This is a genomic window from Paracoccus aurantiacus (assembly GCF_007993065.1).
In the GTDB taxonomy this organism is placed as follows: Bacteria; Pseudomonadota; Alphaproteobacteria; order Rhodobacterales; family Rhodobacteraceae; genus Paracoccus; species Paracoccus aurantiacus.
Genome location: NZ_VOPL01000001.1, coordinates 11,942 through 27,273, shown reverse-complemented (window position 1 = coordinate 27,273; position 15,332 = coordinate 11,942). Strand labels below are relative to the sequence as shown.

The 15,332-nt window shown below is 61.5% G+C and carries 17 protein-coding genes; all 17 read right to left on the bottom strand.

The features are described from left to right. Nucleotides 1–33: 33 nt before the first annotated feature. On the bottom strand, nucleotides 34–828 hold the full coding sequence (locus FQV27_RS00200; RefSeq protein WP_147095573.1) for an amino acid ABC transporter ATP-binding protein: 795 nt from the start codon (nucleotides 826–828) through the stop codon (nucleotides 34–36). 9 nt (nucleotides 829–837) lie between these two features. Continuing rightward, nucleotides 838–2,289 (bottom strand): amino acid ABC transporter permease, encoded by a 1,452-nt coding sequence (locus tag FQV27_RS00195; protein ID WP_377768726.1) that lies wholly within the window; start codon nucleotides 2,287–2,289, stop codon nucleotides 838–840. A gap of 7 nt (nucleotides 2,290–2,296) precedes the next feature. Beyond that, complete coding sequence (locus tag FQV27_RS00190; RefSeq protein WP_246132944.1) at nucleotides 2,297–3,550, bottom strand: amino acid ABC transporter permease; 1,254 nt, start codon at nucleotides 3,548–3,550, stop codon at nucleotides 2,297–2,299. 97 nt (nucleotides 3,551–3,647) lie between these two features. Beyond that, nucleotides 3,648–4,673 (bottom strand): amino acid ABC transporter substrate-binding protein, encoded by a 1,026-nt coding sequence (locus tag FQV27_RS00185; RefSeq protein WP_147095569.1) that lies wholly within the window; start codon nucleotides 4,671–4,673, stop codon nucleotides 3,648–3,650. Nucleotides 4,674–4,795: 122 nt separating this feature from the next. Next, nucleotides 4,796–5,506, bottom strand: a complete 711-nt coding sequence (locus FQV27_RS00180; protein WP_147095567.1) for an ATP12 family chaperone protein — start codon at nucleotides 5,504–5,506, stop codon at nucleotides 4,796–4,798. After that, nucleotides 5,503–6,156, bottom strand: a complete 654-nt coding sequence (locus FQV27_RS00175) for an HAD-IA family hydrolase (RefSeq protein WP_147095565.1) — start codon at nucleotides 6,154–6,156, stop codon at nucleotides 5,503–5,505. The genes FQV27_RS00180 and FQV27_RS00175 overlap by 4 nt, the downstream gene beginning before the upstream one ends. Further along, on the bottom strand, nucleotides 6,153–7,199 hold the full coding sequence (locus FQV27_RS00170) for an RluA family pseudouridine synthase (RefSeq protein ID WP_147095563.1): 1,047 nt from the start codon (nucleotides 7,197–7,199) through the stop codon (nucleotides 6,153–6,155). Before FQV27_RS00170 ends, FQV27_RS00175 begins: the two co-directional genes overlap by 4 nt. Continuing rightward, entirely contained in the window at nucleotides 7,196–7,564 is a 369-nt protein-coding gene (gene crcB / locus FQV27_RS00165; protein ID WP_147095561.1) for a fluoride efflux transporter CrcB, read from the bottom strand. The genes FQV27_RS00170 and crcB overlap by 4 nt, the downstream gene beginning before the upstream one ends. 31 nt (nucleotides 7,565–7,595) lie before the next feature. Further along, the gene (locus FQV27_RS00160; RefSeq protein ID WP_147096791.1) at nucleotides 7,596–8,921 is read right to left on the bottom strand and encodes a replication-associated recombination protein A; all 1,326 of its coding nucleotides are present in this window, start codon (nucleotides 8,919–8,921) and stop codon (nucleotides 7,596–7,598) included. A gap of 41 nt (nucleotides 8,922–8,962) precedes the next feature. Continuing rightward, entirely contained in the window at nucleotides 8,963–9,553 is a 591-nt protein-coding gene (locus tag FQV27_RS00155; protein ID WP_147095559.1) for an acyl-homoserine-lactone synthase, read from the bottom strand. Between the two features lie 58 nt (nucleotides 9,554–9,611). After that, nucleotides 9,612–10,223 (bottom strand): helix-turn-helix transcriptional regulator, encoded by a 612-nt coding sequence (locus FQV27_RS00150; RefSeq protein WP_147095557.1) that lies wholly within the window; start codon nucleotides 10,221–10,223, stop codon nucleotides 9,612–9,614. A gap of 275 nt (nucleotides 10,224–10,498) precedes the next feature. Next, entirely contained in the window at nucleotides 10,499–10,918 is a 420-nt protein-coding gene (gene rplQ, locus FQV27_RS00145) for a 50S ribosomal protein L17 (RefSeq protein WP_147095555.1), read from the bottom strand. 155 nt (nucleotides 10,919–11,073) lie between these two features. Beyond that, entirely contained in the window at nucleotides 11,074–12,090 is a 1,017-nt protein-coding gene (locus FQV27_RS00140) for a DNA-directed RNA polymerase subunit alpha (protein WP_147095553.1), read from the bottom strand. A gap of 118 nt (nucleotides 12,091–12,208) precedes the next feature. Further along, on the bottom strand, nucleotides 12,209–12,598 hold the full coding sequence (rpsK, locus tag FQV27_RS00135) for a 30S ribosomal protein S11 (RefSeq protein ID WP_101499575.1): 390 nt from the start codon (nucleotides 12,596–12,598) through the stop codon (nucleotides 12,209–12,211). 12 nt (nucleotides 12,599–12,610) lie between these two features. Beyond that, a complete protein-coding gene (rpsM, locus tag FQV27_RS00130; RefSeq protein ID WP_147095551.1) occupies nucleotides 12,611–12,979 on the bottom strand; it encodes a 30S ribosomal protein S13 in 369 nt (122 codons plus the stop codon). A gap of 259 nt (nucleotides 12,980–13,238) precedes the next feature. Further along, nucleotides 13,239–13,892 carry an adenylate kinase gene (locus FQV27_RS00125; protein ID WP_147095548.1) on the bottom strand — a complete coding sequence of 218 codons (654 nt, stop codon included), beginning with the start codon at nucleotides 13,890–13,892 and terminating at the stop codon, nucleotides 13,239–13,241. A 39-nt stretch (nucleotides 13,893–13,931) separates the two neighbouring features. Further along, complete coding sequence (secY, locus tag FQV27_RS00120; RefSeq protein ID WP_147095546.1) at nucleotides 13,932–15,302, bottom strand: preprotein translocase subunit SecY; 1,371 nt, start codon at nucleotides 15,300–15,302, stop codon at nucleotides 13,932–13,934. Nucleotides 15,303–15,332 lie beyond the last annotated feature (30 nt).

Genomic DNA, 15,332 nt, shown 5'->3' with positions numbered 1-15,332 from the left:
GACAACTTTGCCTGCGCCCGCCGGTTCCCGGACCTAGTGCCCGAGGATCTGGCTGAGGAACAGCTTCGTGCGCTCGTTCTGCGGATTGTTGAAGAACTCGGAAGGCGTATTCTGTTCCACGATCTGCCCCTGATCCATGAAGATCACGCGGTCGGCGACGGCCTGCGCGAAGCCCATTTCGTGGGTCACGCACAGCATCGTCATCCCGGTTTCGGCAAGTTCGATCATCGTATCCAGCACTTCCTTGATCATTTCGGGATCGAGCGCTGATGTCGGTTCATCAAACAGCATGATCCGCGGCTCCATGCAAAGCGAACGCGCGATTGCGACGCGTTGCTGCTGACCGCCGGACAACTGGCCGGGATATTTGTTCGCCTGTTCGGGGATACGAACCTTTTCAAGAAACCGCATCGCCAGTTCCTCGGCCTTGGCTTTCGGCATCTTGCGCACCCAGATCGGCGCGAGCGTGCAGTTTTCCAGGACCGTAAGATGCGGGAACAGGTTGAAATGCTGGAACACCATACCGACTTCGGATCGCACCTTGTCGATATTCTTGATGTCGCTCGTCAGCTCGATCCCGTCGACGATGATCTGGCCTGATTGATGCTCCTCCAGCCGGTTTATGCAGCGGATCAGCGTCGATTTGCCGGAACCGGACGGCCCGGCAATCACGATCCTTTCGCCCCGCGCGACAGTCAGGTCAATGTCGCGCAGCACATGGAATGCGCCATACCACTTGTTCATGTCGCGGATTTCAATGGCCGGGGCGGTGCTTGTGGCATCTGCCGGCACATCGTTGCGGTCTATGGTGGTCGTGGTCTCGGACATGGCGTCCCCTCAGCGGTTCTCGCGGCTCAGCCGGCGTTCAAGATACATCGAATAGCGCGACATCGAAAAACAGATGACGAAGAAGATCACGCCGACGAAGACGAAGGGTTCCCAGTAGATGCCCTTCCAGTTGAAATCCGCGCGCACGAAATCGGAAATGCCCTTCAGCGGTTCATAAAGCCCGATCAGGCCAACAAGGGTGGTGTCCTTGAACATGCCGATGAAGGTGCCGACGATACCGGGGATCGAGATCTTCAGCGCCTGCGGCAGGATGATCAGCCGCTGCGCCTGCCAGTAATCGAGACCCAGCGAATCCGCCGCCTCGTATTGTCCCTTCGGCAGCGCGGCAAGTCCGCCGCGGATCACCTCGGCCATATAAGCGGCAGCGAAGATCGTCACCATGATGATGACCCGCAGGATGATGTCGAAATTCGTACCCGGCGGCATGAAATAGTTCAGCAGCGTGGATGCCACGAACAGAAGCGAGATCAGCGGCACGCCCCGGATGAATTCGATGAACATGACCGCGAATGTCTTGATCAGCGGCATGTCGGACCGGCGCGCCAGTGCCAGCACGATGCCAAGCGGCAGTGACATGGTGATGCCGGATACACCGATGACAATGGCCAGAAGGAAGCCGCCGAATTCGCGCGAGGTCACGTGCAGCAGAGAGAGCGGCAACACCCCCGCCAGCGCGTCGGCCAGCGGCTGCGAGATGAATGCCCACCAGATCGCGATCGTGATGATGGCCGCGAATGGCGCCAGACCCGGCGCCCGTTTCGCCAGCAGCCGCGCCACCACGAAGCCCGCAGCAAGGCCCGCCAGCACCATCATCGGCGACCAGAGAGAGCCGCCCCATAGCAGCCACACCCCAAGCACAGGGTAGAAAACCGTGAACCACAACAACCGCCCCGGCGCATATTCGGCAAGCAGCAACGCAACCCCGAACAGCGCCAGCATAAGCATCGCCGACCATAACGGCACGCCGCAGATCGCCATGAGGATCATCGTCAGCAAGCCGCCACCGGCCAGAACGCGGCGGCGGATCGTGGCGCTGACCGAAAAAAGCACCGGTGCCAGCGCGATGAACATAAGCCCGATCGTCATGACCGGCCGCCAGTATTCAGCGCGTGGATAGAAGCCGAACAGATATTGATGCCAGCGCTCGCGGATAACGGCAAAACATGCGCCGCTGGCCCCCTCGCCCCATGTCGCGGCGATAATCTCGCGGCATTCACGCAGGCTGCCGGCACTCCAGACGGAATGCGCAAACCACGGCCAGAAATGGCTGACGAACCACCAGATGATCGCGATCCCAAGAACGGTCAGAACCGTGTTGAACCAGTTCGAGAACAGGTTTTCGCGCAGCCAGCCGAGCGCGCCCTTGCGCTGCATCGGGGCGGCACGCGGCGGCAGCATTTCGGTGCGCACATAGGCGGTCGGCACGGTGGTGTCGGTCACGCTCATCTCAGCGCTCCTTCAGCGCGACGCGCCGGTTATAAAGATTCATGCCGCCAGAGATGATGAGACTGATCGCAAGATAGACCAGCATCATCAGCAAAATCCCCTCCATCTCGCGACCGGTCTGGTTGACCGTGGTGCCGCCGAGCGTGCCGCGCAGGTCCATATAGCCGACCGCTATCGCAAGCGAGCTGTTCTTCGTCAGGTTCAGATATTGCGAAATGAGCGGTGGGATGATGACCCGAAGCGCTTGCGGCAGGATCACAAGATTCATCGTTCGGTTCGGCCGCAGGCCAAGCGAATAAGCGGCCTCTGTCTGCCCTTTCGAGACGGACAGGATGCCTGCGCGGGTAATCTCGGCGATGAAGGCGGCGGTATAAAGTGTCAGTGCCAGCCACAGCGCGACAAGCGCGTTATCGACATTTATCCCGCCCTTGAAGTTGAACCCGGCCAGTTCCGGCACGTCGAGATGCAGCCCGAAGGCCAGCCAGATCACCACAGGCGGCACGACAAACAGGGCGAGGTTGACCCACCATGTCACCGGGCGCTTGCCGGTCTGATTCTGAATACGCTGCGCACGCGCGTTGATGCGGTTGCGTATGACAATCGCCGCGCCAAGGCAGGCAAAATACAGAATCGCAAGCCAGGGGATCGCGATCCGCCCCAGATGCAGCATACCGGGCGACCGCTCGGCGACGAAGGCGGGAATGGCGGTATAGCGATTTGTCGGCGCGATAAGCCCCAGGAAAAGCTGGCGCGCATCCTCGCCCTGGTAGGCGCGCGGGGCGGGCGTGATCTCTGTCAGGATCGCGTAGATGATAAGAATCCACAGCAGAAGCGGGATGTTGCGGAAGGTTTCGACGTAAATCGTCATCAGTCTGGCAAACAGCCAGTTGCGCGACAGGCGCAGCACGCCGACGGTCACGCCAAGGATGGTGGCAGCGACGCAGCCCAGAACCGATACCAGAAGCGTGTTCAGCAGGCCAACCACGGCGGCGCGCAGATGCGTGTCGTCGCTGGTATAAGGGATCAGCTGCTGAGGGATGTCATAGCCCGCGCGGTTGAAAAGGAACCCGAAATTGATGTCCTTGCCCAGCCGGGACAGGTTTTCGATCGTATTGCTGACCAGCCACCAGAAAAGCGACATGACCAGAATGAAGACGATCACCTGAAAAGTCAGCGACCTGTAGCGCCGATCATAGATCAGCATGCTAAGCCGGAACGGCGGCGCGGTTGGCCCGGCCGGAACGCTGTCGTTCATTCAGTTCTCCCCGTAGCGGACGTGGGTTTGCCCCATCTTGCCGCGGAATTTAAAGGCGCGCGGGTTGCCCCGCGCGCCGATCTTTCGTTCCCTCCGGTCAGCGGAAGGGCATCGCGTACATCAGACCACCCTGGGTCCATTGCGCGTTCAACCCGCGGGCCAGACCAATCGGTGTCTGCTCGCCAATGGTGGCGGCGAAGATTTCGCCGTAATTACCACCGGCCATGATGGCGCGCTTGGCCCATTCCTTGTCTAGGCCCATCATCGCGCCAAGATCGTCCGTGGTGCCGAGCATGCGCTGCACCTCAGGGTTCTCGGACGACTTCGACAGTTCCTCGATGTTTGCGGAGGTCACGCCGTATTCCTCGGCCGCGATCAGCGCGTAAAGGGTCCAGCGGACGATATCGCCCCAGTTGTTGTCGCCGTGACGGACCATCGGCCCAAGCGGTTCCTTCGAGATGATCTCTGGCAGGATGACGTGCTGGTCAGGGTTCGCGAAGGCCGCGCGTGTTGCCGCCAGCCCCGAGGCATCGGTCGTATAGGCGTCGCAGGCACCGGCCATGTATTGCTGCTCGCCCTCGGCATTGCTGTCGATATTGACGGGCTGATAGCTCATGTTGTTGGCCTTGAAATAGTCGGCCAGGTTCAGCTCGGTCGTGGTGCCGGTCTGGATGCAGATCGTGGCCCCGTCGAGTTCTTTCGCGGACGAGACACCAAGCGATTTCGGCACCATGAAGCCTTGGCCGTCGTAATAGTTCACGCCGGCGAAATCGAGCTTGAGGTCGGTATCGCGAGAGAATGTCCATGTCGAGTTGCGCGACAGCATGTCGACCTCGCCCGAGGCGAGACCTGTAAAGCGTGTCTGCCCGGTCAGCGGAACGTATTTCACCTTGGTGGGATCGCCCAGAACGGCGGCCGCCACAGCCTTGCACAGCGCCACATCGAAGCCGGTCCAGTTGCCATTCGCATCGGGCGATGCAAAGCCAACCAGGCCAGGATTGACACCGCACAGAAGCTCTCCGCGGCTTTTGACCGTGGCCAGCGTGTCACCTTCCGCCGCCAAACCGGCACCGGCGATCAGACCGCTTGCCGCGACCACGCCGAGAAACACGGATGTCTTCATGAATTTCCCTTCCCGTTGGGGCGGCTTAGCCGCCTGTCATTGTCGGCGGGCCGTTCGGGCCCGATAGGCGGTATTGTGCCGATCAGTCGCCACGCGTCAAGCGCGGCAACGCGACATCCGCATCACGACTTCAGAAGGCCAAGCAGGCGTTCGGCATTTTTCATCGCCTCAAGACGGCCGGCAGCGGCCTTGTCGGCTTCATCGTCGCGGCCCCAGCGTTCGGCCTGAAACTCTTCATCAATCCGCGACAGGGCGTGCGCTTCATCAGCGCTCAGCCGCCCTTCAAGCACGGCCAGGCCCAGCACCAGAGAGCCGGGAAGCGTCACCAGATCATGCAGCGCCGTCAGTTCGAAAGCGTCCAGTTCGCCAATCCGCGACCGCAGACGGGCGACAGCTTCCGCATCCTGATCGACCGGCATCAGCCCTTCGGTCACATTCAGCGGCGCATCGAATCTGTCCCTTGCCCATGCCAGAACCGGGTCCCACTCGCTGGCCTGCCGCTCCGTCAGCTCTGACGGATCAGTTGCCCGATAGCTAAGCAGGTCGGTGCCGCCATAGGCACCCAGCATATCCGCCACCGCGTCGAATTGCGGCTTCACCTTTTCGATTGCCGAATTTGCAGCCCGCGTCAGCGGCATCGAAAGCGGGTCGATAACGTCGGATTGCGCCTCCCACTCGGCGGCAAGTGCGTCGGCAAGGGCGCGGTTTGGCAGGATCAGAGGCTGCTTGCCGGGCGTCATGACCGGCTTGCCATCCAGCGTGATACGAAAGCCGCCCTCGGCAGGTTCGACCGCAGTATCCTTCCAGAAACGTCTCGCCTTCCACTCGCTCATGCTGCCCATCCTTCGATCATGCGCTGCAACTCGGCGAAATCGCCCGCTACGGGCACGCCGCCGACGCTCAGCTCGTCGGGGTGATGATAGCCCCAGGCGACGCCGATTCGCATGACACCTGCGGCATTTGCCATCTGCATGTCAAAGGTCGTGTCGCCGATCATCAGGGACCGCGCGGGATCGACGCCCGCGCCTGCGCAGGCCGCCAGCAGCATTGCCGGATGCGGTTTCGACGGTTGGCCATCGGCGGTTTCGAGCGACACGAAATATTCGCGCAGCCCGTGATGCTTCAGCATCGCGTCAAGACCGCGCCGCGACTTGCCGGTGGCGATACCCAGTAACAGATCATCGCGCGCTGCCAATGCATCCAGACATTCGCGCGCCCCCGGATAAAGCGGCGCCTCGCTGGAAATGCGGCGGGTGACGAATGCCTGCCGATACCCATCGACAATCGCGTCGCGCTGATGCGACGGGGCATCGGGAAGCAGACGTTCCACCGCCACATCAAGCGAAAGCCCGACAATTGACAGGACATGGTCGCGTTCCAAGGGGGCCAACCCCTCGCCCTCGAATGCCGCGCCCATCGCGCCCACGATCAGCGCCTGACTGTCGATCAGCGTGCCGTCGACATCGAACACGACCAGCTTCATGTCTGCTCCTCGAACGGATCGGCCGGCACGTCGTTTTCAAACCAGCCGAGCGTCTTCCATGTGCGCTTCATGTGATCGGGAAGTGGCGCAGTCAGGGTTACGCGTTCTTTCGTGACCGGATGCGTGAAGGACAGGCTGCGCGCATGCAGATGCAGCTTGCGGCTGATCTCTCCTCCCAGTTGCGCACCCCAGCCGTCGCCAAGGTTTTCCTGACCTGATCCGCCATATTTGCCGTCGCCCACGATGGGATGGCCAAGTTCCGCCATATGCGCGCGAAGCTGATGTGTGCGACCGGTAATCGGCACAAGCGCACACCAGCTTGCCCGCTGCGCGAGATTGTCCAGCACCGCGTAATCCGTGGTCGCGCGCTTGGCGCCCTCGGTTGTGTCGACATCGCGCGGATGGACGGCGACCATCTTTTCGCCCTCGCCGCCGCGCCCGTGACCTGGGGCCTTGACCAGCCCGTAGCGGATCGTGCCCATCTTCGGGCTTGGCACGCCGGCGACGGCCGCCCAATAGATCTTGCGGGTATCACGATGCCGGAACGCCTCGGACAGGCCGCGCGCCACCCGGTCGGTTCGCGCCAGAAGCAGGATGCCCGAGGTATCCTTGTCCAGCCGGTGCACCAGCTTTGGCTTTTCCTTGTAGCCGAATTTCAGCGCTTCGCTGAGGCCGTCAACATGCCGGTCGCCCTGCCCCGAGCCGCCCTGCGAGGGCAGACCGGGCGGCTTGTTCAGCGCGATGATATGCTGGTCCTTCCAGATCACCGCCTTCTGGATCATCGCGGCGTCTGCATCGCTGATGCGCGGGCCTTCGGATTTCGGCGCAGGCGCGGCATCGGGCAAGGGCGGCACGCGCACCTCCTGCCCCGGCTCAACGCGGGTACTGGCCTTCACACGGCCACCGTCGACGCGCAGTTCTCCCTTGCGGCACATCTTCTCGACCGCCCCTTGGGTCAGTTGCGGAAAGCGCTTCTTCAGCCAGCGATCCAGCCGCTGATCGCCTTCGTCCTTGCCGATGCGGATGGTCTGCACGCCACTCATGCCCAAAGCCCCCGCCCGATCGCCATGCCCGAGATCACTGCCAGCAGGGACAGAATGACCGAACCGACCACATAGACCGCAGCAGCCCCGCCCTGCCCGCGTTCCCACAAGGTCAGCGCGTCCAGCGAAAAAGCCGAAAACGTGGTGAAGCCCCCCAGAACCCCGGTCAGCAGCAGGGGCGCATAGTGATTGTTCCAGCGATAGGCCATCAGCGCGGCAAGCATACCCATCACAAGGCTGCCCAGGACATTGACCACGCCCGTCGCGAACGGAAAGCCGGTCACGGGAATCGCGCGATAAACGGCATAGCGCGACACCGCGCCGATTGCGCCGCCAAGGGCGACCTGAAGAAATGGGTTCATCATAGGCCCTCAATCCAAGCGCAGGCGGACAAAGTCAACCACGCTTGGCACGCTGCTGCACGAACCAGTCGAGGCGCTTCTTCAGCTCTCGCTCGAACCCGCGTTCGACAGGGTTATAGAGCACCGGACGCTTCATGCCCTCGGGGAAATAGTTCTGACCGCTGAAGGCACCTTCGGCATCGTGATCGTATTCGTATCCCGAACCGTAACCTTGTTCCTTCATAAGCTTCGTGGGCGCGTTCAGGATATGGGCGGGCGGCATCAGGCTGCCCGTGCGCTTCGCCTCGGACCGCGCGGCCTTGTAGGCGACGTATCCCGCGTTGGATTTCGGCGCGAGCGCCAGATAGATTACGGCCTGTGCCAGCGCCAGTTCGCCTTCCGGGCTTCCCAGCCGCTCATACAGCGCCCAGGCATCCAGACAATGCCGCTGCGCCGCCGGGTCGGCCAGACCGATATCCTCGACCGCCATGCGGGTGATGCGCCGGGCGAGATAACGCGGGTCCTCGCCCCCTTCCAGCATCCGCGCCAGCCAATACAGCGCCGCATCCGGGTCAGAGCCGCGCACCGACTTGTGCAGCGCCGAAATCAGGTTGTAATGTTCGTCCCCCGACTTGTCGTAAAGGGTCGCGCGCTTCATCAGCCGTTGCGAAAGCTGGTCGGTCGAAAGCTTGCCATCCACCTTCCAGGCCATGACCTGCTCGATCAGGTTCAGCGCGGCGCGGCCGTCGCCATCTGCCATGTCCAGCAGCGCCTCGCGCGCCTCACCGTCAAGCGGCAAGGGTCGCCCAAGTTCGCGCTCAGCGCGCTGCGCCAGAAGCTCCAGATCAGCAAGGTCGAGCCGCTTCAGCACAATGACCTGCGCCCGCGACAACAGCGCGGCGTTCAACTCGAAGCTGGGATTTTCCGTCGTCGCGCCGACAAGTAATATGGTGCCGTCTTCCATATGCGGCAGAAAGCTGTCCTGCTGCGCGCGGTTGAAGCGGTGGATCTCATCGACGAACAGCAGCGTGCCACCGCCATTCTGACGCCGGACCCTGGCGGCCTCGAACACCTTGCGAAGTTCAGGCACACCCGAGAAGATCGCGCTGATCTGGACGAAATGCAGATCCGTCACATCCGCCAGAAGCCGCGCAATGGTCGTTTTGCCAACCCCCGGCGGCCCCCAGAGGATCAGCGAGGACAGGCTTTCCGCGCCCAGCATCGCCCCAAGCGGGCCGTCTTCGCTCAGCACGTTTTCCTGACCGATCACCTCGGACAGCGATTGCGGGCGGATACGATCGGCCAATGGCGCCGCGCGCGTCGCGCGCGGCGCATCCGGACCCGTCTGGGTCGATGGGACGTTGTCGAACAAATCTGCCATGACGAGTGGAAGATAAGACGCTCGCCAGCCGCACGAAAGGGTCAGTGCAGCTTCTGAACCAGATTTGTCGCGACGCATTGGAAGGCGCCGTCATCGAAGTTCATGACCGGCCCCATCGCCTCGCCCTCCATCCCGCAGCGGCGGTACCACCGCGGCCAGTTGGAATCGATCAGGCCGATATGGCGGGTCGCGCCCAGTTCTCGTGCCGCCTGATTAAGACCGGCGATCAGCTCTGCGTGGACCTTGCGGCGAATGCCCATAGGAACGGCATGGCTTACGAAAACACGGCTGGATTCCCAGATATGCTCGTCGACCGGGGCCTCCTCGAACAGCAGGTTCTGCGGGATGCTGCCGCCAAGAATGCCACGCTGCGCGTCGCGGATCATGTAGGAATAGATCCCGCAGCGTGCCGTTGTCGGGGTCAGCCGGATACCGGCAAGAACCTCGCCGCGCTCGTGGACCGCAACCCAACGCGAGGCCGGGGTGTCGTACTGGTCGTATTCCATGCCTTCGGATTGCGGCAGGTCCCAGTTATTCTGCACGATGAAGCTCTGACGGCGGGCGCGAAGAATATTGGCGAACAATTCGCCGTGGGTGTGCATGTTTGCAAAGGAAATGGTGGTCGTCTGCATAGTCTGTTCTCCTGGGATTGAGGGCAGGCCCCCAGGTGGGCGGAAGTCGGGCGGCGCCCTACAGCAGACGGTATTCCTTGGCCCTTTGGAGCGCTTCCGCAGTGGTCCGGGCCATCAGCCTCTCGCGCGCCGAGATGAGCCGGGCCTTGAAGGCGCTTTCAGTGATTCCAAGTTTGGCAGCCGCTGCTGCATGACGGTCACCCTCCGCGATACACCGAAGGGCCTCGATCTGAGCCTTTGTCAGGCTCTCCGGCGGCTCCGTGAGTTCGTGGAGCAGTCGGATCTGTTTCGAGATCTGTTCGATCTCGGAATCGGTGTACTCACGGTCGGCGCGCGTCAGCCCTGCGATCGTTCGCGAGCTGATGGGACCGTGCGAAATGGCTACGCCATACTTCATGCCGAAGGATGCGGCGTCGCCAAGAATGTTAAACGGATCGGGCACCGGCACGGCGGACCACCTGACCGCGCCATTCGTAGAAAAACCCCAGGCGATCATCGGGTCTCGCAAGGCGTAAGCCTTTGTCGAGTAATGATCCGCCCACTCTTTCGAATAGGTCTGGAACTGCATGATCGGGGCTGCGAACCGGATATGCAGCCCGATGAAATATCCTTTGGGTGCAAGCGGATTGAGCTTGCTGAGGATGGCGTTTATCTCTGCGCGTGCTGACATCTGTATTTTTAGTCAATTTGTCTCAATTGCGGTTGAAATTGACATTGGCTTGTTTCCTCCCCCAAGTGAAGCGGAATCATTCAGTTCAATCACAAGATGTAGCCTTTTCTTGGACGAACCCCTCAAGAACTGGTTAACAAACCACGATTTTGTGTGGTTTTGCGGCATTTCCGGCCTCGATTCCAAAAGAATCACTTGGCGGAACGCAAGACGGAGAATGCGAAAACCCCGCAACGACGGGCGTTGCGGGGCGAATCACTTCGGTGCCGAAAGGCTCAGTCTTCAGCCGCTTCTTCGGCGTCCAGACGCTCGCGATCGGCAGCGCCTTTGGCGGCGGTGTCGCGGTCGACCAGTTCGATGATCGCCATCGGTGCCATGTCGCCATAGCGGAAACCGGCTTTCAGAACGCGGACATAGCCGCCCTGACGGTCCTTGTAACGCTCGCCCAGAACCTCGAACAGCTTGGCGACGTGCTGGTCCTGCTTCAGTTGCGATGCAGCCTGACGGCGGGCATGCAGATCGCCGCGCTTGGCCAGCGTAATCAGCTTTTCAACGATCGGACGCAGTTCCTTGGCTTTCGGCAGGGTCGTCTTGATCTGTTCGTGTTCGATCAGCGAGCCGGCCATGTTGGCGAACAGCGCCTTGCGGTGTTCGTGGGTACGGTTGAGGCGGCGATAGCCACGTGCGTGACGCATGATAATTCTCCGTTTTTACGTCTTTTGCTTTGTCTGGCAGCCCATGCGTGCGGGCCGCTCTCCTTGGGGCGGAATGCCCAGTCGTTCCGGGGGCACCATGTGTACACCGAACGTACACAACCTGTACACAGGGCGTATGGTGCCCCCGGTAGTCCTTAGAACTGGTCGTCGAAACGCTTGGCCAGATCTTCGATGTTTTCCGGCGGCCAGTCCACGACGTCCATGCCCAGATGCAGGCCCATTCCCGAAAGCACTTCCTTGATCTCGTTCAGCGACTTGCGGCCGAAGTTCGGGGTGCGCAGCATCTCGGCTTCGGTTTTCTGGATCAGATCGCCGATATAGACGATATTGTCGTTCTTCAGGCAGTTTGCCGAACGCACCGACAGTTCCAGCTCGTCCACCTTCTTCAGCAGACGCGGATCGAATTCCAGACCGTCGTCGTCGCTTTGCGCACGGGCCGCTTCCGGCTCGTCGAAGTTGACGAAGACAGACAGCTGATCCTGCAGGATGCGCGCAGCGTAAGCCACGGCGTCCTCGGGGGTCAGCGAGCCGTCGGTTTCGACCTTCATGGTCAGCTTGTCATAGTCGAGAACCTGACCTTCGCGGGTCGGAGTGACTTCGTAGCTGACCCGCTTGACCGGCGAGAAGATCGCGTCGATCGGGATCAGGCCGATGGGCGCATCTTCGGGACGGTTCTTGTCCGCGGCGACATAGCCCTTGCCGGTCGCGACCGTCAGTTCCATGTTCAGATCCGCACCGTCATCCAGATGGCAGATGACGTGGTCGCGGTTCAGGATCGTGATGCCCGCGGTTTCCTGAATGTCGCTGGCCTTGACCTCGCCCGGACCTTTGGCCGACAGCGTCAGGCGTTTGGTGCCTTCGACATCCATCTTCAGGGTCACGCCCTTCAGGTTCAGGACAATGTCGGTCACGTCTTCACGGACGCCGGCGACGGACGAAAATTCGTGCAGAACGTTGTCGATCTGCACAGAGGTGATGGCCGCGCCCTGAAGCGAGGACAGCAGCACGCGGCGCAGCGCGTTGCCGAGGGTCAGACCAAAGCCGCGCTCCAGCGGTTCAGCCGTAACGGTGGCGCTGCGCGTCGCGTCGGCGCCGGTCTTCACGTCAAGCTGCGCGGGCTTGATCAATTCGGCCCAGTTCTTGTGGATCATGCGTTTGCCTCCATACTTGTTCCGATCCCATGACCAGCAATCGGAACGCCCGAGGTGAAATGCGAAAAGACCCGCCAGCGCAGCCGCGAGGCTGCGCAAACGGGAAAATCAGGTCCGATCAGACGCGGCGGCGCTTGGGCGGACGGCAGCCGTTATGGGCAATCGGGGTCACATCGCGGATCGCGGTGATGTTGAAGCCGACAGCAGCCAGCGCACGAAGCGCCGATTCACGGCCAGAGCCGGGGCCCTGAACTTCGACTTCCAGCGTGCGGACGCCGTGTTCCTGCGCCTTCTTGCCGGCATCTTCTGCGGCCATCTGGGCGGCGTAAGGGGTCGATTTGCGCGAACCCTTGAAGCCCATCGTGCCAGCCGACGACCACGAGATCGCGTTACCCTGCACGTCCGAGATCAGGATCTTGGTGTTGTTGAACGAGCTGTTCACATGCGCCACGCCAGTGGCGATGTTCTTGCGTTCCTTGCGCTTGGTGCGCACCTTGTCACGAGCCATTTGCCTGCCTCCTTACTTCTTCTTGCCGGCGATCGGTTTCGCCGGGCCCTTGCGGGTGCGGGCATTGGTGTGGGTGCGCTGACCGCGGACCGGCAGGCCGCGACGGTGGCGCAGACCACGATACGAACCCAGGTCCATCAGACGCTTGATGTTCATCTGGTTTTCGCGACGCAGGTCGCCTTCGACGGTCAGGTTCGCGTCGATATATTCACGGATCTGCAGAACTTCCGCATCGCTCAGTTCATTGACGCGGCGCGCCGGGTCGATCCCGACGGCTTCAATGATCTGGCCAGCGAAATGCGGACCGATTCCGTGGATGTAAGTCAGTGCGATGGGGACACGTTTCCCCGTCGGAATATTGACGCCAGCAATACGAGCCACGCGTTTTCCTCTTCATGTTGCGGTTCCGTAGCACCGGAACCTTTTTTCACAACCGAAGGCCCGAAAGACGGCTTTCGGGCCATATCAGTTCACCGGAATGGTGATTCCCCTTGCGGGATGCCGTGACGTAGTGTCGATTTAACGACTTGTCAACCGCCGCAGCCCGCATTCGCGCAGAAGCCGGGGGATCCAGGCTGGCGGGGACGCGCGAGCCCTGACGCGGGGGCAGACACAGGTCAGACCCCGCGTAAGTCGAGGATCACAAACGATCCAGCACGCCCGCCATTTCGCCCGCGACCGTGTCAACTGCGGCCATGCCGTCGACGGGGTGCAGGGTGCCCTTGGCATAGTAATAGCCGATCAGAGGCGAGGTCTTCTTGTAATATTCCAGAAGCCGGGTCTTCAGGCTTTCCGCATTGTCATCGGCGCGGCGGCGCAGATCGGTCGAACCGCAGACATCGCAGACGCCTTCGACTTTCGTGGGCTTGGTGCTGTCATGATAGACCTCGCCGCAATTGCCGCAGGTATACCGCCCCGAGATCCGCTCGACGAGCGCGTCATCATCGACCCGCATCTCGACCACGCCATCAACCTTCTGGCCCATCCCGTCCAGCAATTCGCCAAGCGCGTCGGCCTGTGCCAGCGTGCGCGGGAAGCCGTCGAAGATGAAGCCCGGCGCGTCCGACCCTTCCAGCTTTTCACGGATCAGACCGATCACGATCTCGTCCGTGACAAGCTGCCCCTTGTCCATCACCTCGGCGACAACATTGCCCATCTCGGTCCCCGAGGAGCGCGCTTCGCGCAGCATGTCCCCGGTGGAGAGCTGGACAAGTCCCCGTTCGTCGACCAGGCGGCGGGCCTGCGTTCCCTTACCCGCGCCCGGAGGCCCCAGAAGGATGATGTTCACGGTCATGGGTCCCTCTTCCCTTTTTTGTCGTGAGTGACCGGCGCGTCAGCGGCGCGCCGGGGCCTTGCGTGGTTTTGTGGTGCCCGGCTTGCGCTTGCCGCGCAGCTGGGACTTTTCGATCAGACCTTCATATTGATGCGCAAGCAAGTGGCTTTGCACCTGATTGATCGTGTCCATCACCACCGACACGACGATCAGAACCGAGGTGCCGCCGAAATAGAACGGCACGGAAAGCTGACTGCGTATCACCTCGGGCAGAAGGCAGACGGCGGCGAGATAGGCAGAGCCGATCACCAGCACCCGGTTCACCACATAGTCGAGATATTCCTCCGTCCGCTTGCCCGGACGGATGCCTGGAATGAAGCCGCCCTGATTTTTCAGGTTGTCGGCCACATCGTCGGATTTGAAGGCGACGTTCTGGGTATAGAAATAGGCGAAAAACACGATCATCGCCGCGAAGAAGATCAGGTAAAGCGGCTGTCCGGGGCCGAAATAGGCCAGAACGCGCGACATGATCGGCCCGGTCTGGTTGCCCGAGAAGGTCGAGATCGTGATCGGCAGCAGCAGCAGCGAGCTGGCGAAGATCGCCGGGATCACGCCGGCCGGGTTGACCTTGATCGGCAGGTGCGAGGACTGGCCGTCGTAGACCTTCATGCCAACCTGACGGCGCGGATACTGGATGTGGATCTTGCGGAGCGCGCGTTCCATGAACACCACGAAGGCAATCACCGCAATCACCATGACGATCACGCCGATAATGACCGGCGTCGAGATCGCGCCCGAGCGGCCCTGACTGAAGAACTGCGCCAGCGCGCCGGGGATTTCCGCGACGATCCCCACGAAGATAATCAGAGAGATGCCGTTGCCGATGCCGCGCGCGGTGATCTGTTCGCCCAGCCACATCAGGAACATGGTGCCGCCAACCAGCGTGATCACCACGCTTGCCTCGAAGAACACGCCGGGATCATGGGCCAGACCGCCCGCTTCCAGCGATTTTGCAAGACCGAAGGCCTGGAACAGCGCCAGTGCAACGGTCGCATAGCGCGTGTACTGGTTGATCTTCTTGCGCCCCTGCTCGCCCTCTTTCTTCAGCTGCTCCAGCGCCGGCACCATTGATGCCAGAAGCTGCACGATGATCGAGGCAGAGATATAGGGCATGATGCCAAGCGCAAAGACACCCATGCGGCCAAGCGCGCCGCCGGTGAACATCGACAGGATGCCGCCAATGCCCGATTGCGCCTGCTCCATGAAGTTGCGCAAGGCAACGCCGTCGATGCCGGGGACCGGGATATAGGTGCCGAGGCGATAGATAATCAGCAGACCAAGGGTGAACCAGATTCGCTGACGTAGTTCCGTGGCCTTGCCCAAAGCCCCCCAAGAGAGGTTTGCGGCCATCTGTTCTGCGGCTGACGCCATATTTGCCCCCAAATTCGCGGGTCGTATCAT

Excerpts from the sequence above, each read along its gene's own strand:
- FQV27_RS00200 (WP_147095573.1), bottom strand. The coding sequence starts at position 828 with ATGTCCGAGACCACGACCACCATAGACCGCAACGATGTGCCGGCAGAT.
- FQV27_RS00190 (WP_246132944.1), bottom strand. The coding sequence starts at position 3,550 with ATGAACGACAGCGTTCCGGCCGGGCCAACCGCGCCGCCGTTCCGGCTT.
- FQV27_RS00185 (WP_147095569.1), bottom strand. The coding sequence starts at position 4,673 with ATGAAGACATCCGTGTTTCTCGGCGTGGTCGCGGCAAGCGGTCTGATC.
- FQV27_RS00180 (WP_147095567.1), bottom strand. The coding sequence starts at position 5,506 with ATGAGCGAGTGGAAGGCGAGACGTTTCTGGAAGGATACTGCGGTCGAA.
- FQV27_RS00175 (WP_147095565.1), bottom strand. The coding sequence starts at position 6,156 with ATGAAGCTGGTCGTGTTCGATGTCGACGGCACGCTGATCGACAGTCAG.
- FQV27_RS00170 (WP_147095563.1), bottom strand. The coding sequence starts at position 7,199 with ATGAGTGGCGTGCAGACCATCCGCATCGGCAAGGACGAAGGCGATCAG.
- crcB (WP_147095561.1), bottom strand. The coding sequence starts at position 7,564 with ATGATGAACCCATTTCTTCAGGTCGCCCTTGGCGGCGCAATCGGCGCG.
- FQV27_RS00160 (WP_147096791.1), bottom strand. The coding sequence starts at position 8,921 with ATGGCAGATTTGTTCGACAACGTCCCATCGACCCAGACGGGTCCGGAT.
- FQV27_RS00155 (WP_147095559.1), bottom strand. The coding sequence starts at position 9,553 with ATGCAGACGACCACCATTTCCTTTGCAAACATGCACACCCACGGCGAA.
- FQV27_RS00150 (WP_147095557.1), bottom strand. The coding sequence starts at position 10,223 with ATGTCAGCACGCGCAGAGATAAACGCCATCCTCAGCAAGCTCAATCCG.
- rplQ (WP_147095555.1), bottom strand. The coding sequence starts at position 10,918 with ATGCGTCACGCACGTGGCTATCGCCGCCTCAACCGTACCCACGAACAC.
- FQV27_RS00140 (WP_147095553.1), bottom strand. The coding sequence starts at position 12,090 with ATGATCCACAAGAACTGGGCCGAATTGATCAAGCCCGCGCAGCTTGAC.
- rpsK (WP_101499575.1), bottom strand. The coding sequence starts at position 12,598 with ATGGCTCGTGACAAGGTGCGCACCAAGCGCAAGGAACGCAAGAACATC.
- FQV27_RS00125 (WP_147095548.1), bottom strand. The coding sequence starts at position 13,892 with ATGACCGTGAACATCATCCTTCTGGGGCCTCCGGGCGCGGGTAAGGGA.
- secY (WP_147095546.1), bottom strand. The coding sequence starts at position 15,302 with ATGGCGTCAGCCGCAGAACAGATGGCCGCAAACCTCTCTTGGGGGGCT.